Source organism: Streptomyces kunmingensis (assembly GCF_039533535.1).
GTDB classification, from domain to species: Bacteria; Actinomycetota; Actinomycetes; order Streptomycetales; family Streptomycetaceae; genus Streptomyces; species Streptomyces kunmingensis.
This window is the reverse complement of the sequence record NZ_BAAATS010000003.1, coordinates 1-3,397: the sequence shown is the minus strand read 5'-3', so window position 1 is coordinate 3,397 and position 3,397 is coordinate 1. Positions and strand designations below refer to the sequence as shown.

Below are 3,397 nucleotides of genomic sequence, written 5' to 3'. Positions count from 1 at the left end.
CCTCGACCAACTCCCCCTCACCCCCAACGGCAAGATCGACACCAAAGCCCTCCCCGCACCCGGACCCGAGCGCCCCGACCTCGCCAACAGCTATACCGCCCCCCGCACCGACACCGAACGCACACTCGCCTCGGTGTGGAGCGACATCCTCGGCATCGAGACCGTCGGCATCCACGACAACTTCTTCGAGCTGGGCGGCGACTCGATCATCAGCATCCAGTTGATCGCCAGGGCGAAGAAGTTCGGCCTCCATCTCACCCCGCGCATGATCTTCAAGCACCAGACGATCGCCGAGATCGCGGTCCACGCCGGCGCGAGCACCCTGGTCGACGCGGAGCAGGGCCGCGTGGTGGGCGACGTACCGCTGACGCCGATCCAGCACTGGTTCTTCGAGAAGGAACTGCCGGCCTTCGACCACTTCAACCAGGCCGAACTCCTGGCCACCGACTCCTTGGACCCCGACGTCCTGCGACAGGCGCTGACCGACCTGATCGAGCACCACGACGCTCTGCGCCTGCGCTGCGAGAGCGGTGAGGACGGCTGGCGTCAGTACCTGGACGAGTCGGTGGACACCGGCGTCCTCGACGTCCACGATCTGTCCGATGTCACCGCCGACGCCCTGAGCTCGGTCTCGCTCGGGATCGCCGAGGAGACCCAGCAGGGCCTCGACCTGGCGAAGGGGCCCCTCATCAGGTGCGCCCTGCTGGAGCTGGGCGCGGCGCGGGGGCAGCGGCTCCTCATCGCCGTGCACCATCTGGCGGTCGACGGGGTGTCCTGGCGGATCCTCTTGGAGGACCTGGGCAGTTGCTACGAGCAGCGCGCCGCCGGCAGGACGCCGCGGCTGCCCGCGAAGACGACGTCCTTCCGGGCCTGGGCGGAACGGCTGCGCGGGTTCGCGACGTCGGACGCGGCGCGCGCCGAGTTCGCGTACTGGGCGGAGGCGAAGCCCGGCGGACAGGTTCCGCGTGACCGGGACGGGCGCAACGACCTGGGCTCGGCGTCCACCGTCACGGCGACGCTCACCTCCGACGAGACACGCGCCCTGCTCCGGGACGTGCCCCGTGCATTCAGCACGCAGATCAACGACGCGCTGCTCACCGCGCTCGCCCAGGCGCTGCGGGACTGGACGGGCGACGACGAGACACTGATCGGTCTGGAGGGGCACGGCCGCGAGGACCTGTTCCCCGACGTCGACCTGTCGCGGACCGTCGGCTGGTTCACGTCCGTGTTCCCCGTCGCGCTGCGACTGGCGCCGGGTGCCGGCCCGGTCGCGTCGCTCGACTCCGTCAAGGAGCAGCTGGGACGGATCCCGAACAAGGGCGTCGGCTACGGCATCCTGCGTCATCTCGGGGCGCCCGACGTGGCGTCCGTCCTGGGCCGGCAGCCGGTTCCGGAGGTCAACTTCAACTACCTGGGGCAGTTCAGCCGGGACCTCCCCGGCATCGGGCGGTATGCCCCCGCTGACGAGCCCAAGGGCCACTCGATCAGCCCCGACGGCATGCGCTGGAACGTCCTCGACGTGACCGCGGCCGTCGAGGGCGACACGTTCGGGGTGTATATCGGCTACTCGACGGCGCTGCACGACCGGGAGACCGTCGAGCGGCTGGCCGACGGAGTGATGGGCCACCTGCGCACGTTGATCGCCGGCAGTGCCGAAGGCGCCGCCGAATCCCGCTGGGCCACCCCCGGCGCCCCCCTCACCGACATCGGTGACACCGACATGGCCGCGATCCTGAAGAGGTTCTCGATATGAGCACGCACAACGTGGAAGACGTCTACGGGCTCTCGCCCCTGCAGTTCGGGATGCTGTACCACTCGCTGGAGGACACGTCCGACACGCGCCCTTATATGGTGCAGATGACGGAGGAGGTCGAAGGTCCCTTCGACGACGCGCTGTTCGGACAGGCGTGGCAGCAGCTCGTCGACCGGCATCCGATCCTGCGCAGCGCGTTCGTGTGGGAGGGCGTGTCGGAACCGGTGCAGGTGGTGCAGCGCCGGGCCCCCGTGCCCTTCGCGGTGCGGGACCTGCGCGGCCTGCCCGACCAGGAGCAGCGCCTTGACGCCTTCCTCGCGGAGGACTGGGAGCGCGGCTTCGACCTGTCGCGGGCGCCACTGGTGCGGGTGACCGTGCTGCGGACGGCGGAGGAACGGCGTTACGTCGTCTGGTCGTTCCACCACATCCTGCTGGACGGGTGGAGCGTGCAGATCCTCCAGAAGGAGTTGTTCGCCCTCTACCGCAGCCTCCTCGACCGCACACCTGCCGCGCTGCCGCCGGCCGCCCCGTACCGCCGCTACATCGAGTGGCTCAACGCCCAACAGGGGGACGGGTCGGCGGACTTCTGGAAGAAGTACCTGGCCGGGGTAACCGAGCCGACCGACCTGCATGTGGACCGCGAGACCGGGGACACAGGAGTCGGGGAATGCGAAGTGGTCGCCTCCCCCGAGCTGTTCGCACAGGCCCGTGACTACGCCCGGTCCCAGCGGATCACGATGAACACCCTGGTGCAGGGGCTGTGGTCGATCCTGCTCTCCCGCTACAGCCGCCGCGACGAGGTGCTGTTCGGTTCGACCATCTCGGGCCGCTCGATCGCGCTGCCGGGCGTGGACTCGATGATGGGGCTGTTCATCAACACGCTTCCGGTACGCGGCCGGCTCACGGGTGACATGGAGGTCGCGGGCTGGCTGCGGGATCTCCAGGACGAGCAGCTGGAGATGCGCCAGTGGGAGTACTGCCACCTGGTCGACGTGCAGAAGCACAGCAGCATCGCACGCGGAGAGCCGCTGTTCCGGTCCATTCTGGTCTTCGAGAACTACCCGGTGGTGCAGAAGCCGTCGGACTTCCCCGAGGGTCTGACCCGGCGTCTGGTCAACTGCGTCGAGCGCACCGGCTACCCGCTCACCCTGGTCGTGTCGGCGGGCCGCGCCCTGGAGTTCCGCTTCGTCTACGACCGGAGCCGGTTCGACGCGGCGACGATCGAGCGGATGGCCGGTCATCTGCGCACCCTGCTGGAGTCCGTCGTGGCGGCTCCCGCGGCGCGCATCGCGGAGTTGAACATGCTGACGGAGCGGGAGCGGCAGGAAATCCTGGTCGACTGGAACGGCGTCACCGGCCCCTACCCCGACACCGCCACCATCCACTCCCTCATCGAAGACCGCGTCACCACCGACCCGGACGCCATCGCCATCACCCACGGCACCGAACAATGGACATACGCGCAGGTCAACGCCCGCGCCAACCAACTCGCCCACCACCTGCGGGACACGGGCATCACCCCGGACACCCTCATCGCGGTCTGCCTCGACCGGTCGCCTGAACTGATCGCCACTCTCCTCGGCATCTTGAAGGCCGGCGCCGCATTCGTCCCCCTCGACCCGGAATACCCCACCGACCGCATCA

At 69.1% G+C, this 3,397-nt stretch carries 2 protein-coding genes; both read left to right on the top strand.

Annotated features, from left to right (window positions below):
• Positions 1-1,753, top strand: a 1,753-nt coding sequence (locus ABD366_RS05175) for a condensation domain-containing protein (RefSeq protein ID WP_344441171.1), incomplete at its 5' end; no start/stop codon positions are given.
• Positions 1,750-3,397, top strand: a 1,648-nt coding sequence (locus tag ABD366_RS05170; RefSeq protein ID WP_344441169.1) for a condensation domain-containing protein, incomplete at its 3' end; no start/stop codon positions are given. The genes ABD366_RS05175 and ABD366_RS05170, both read left to right, overlap by 4 nt.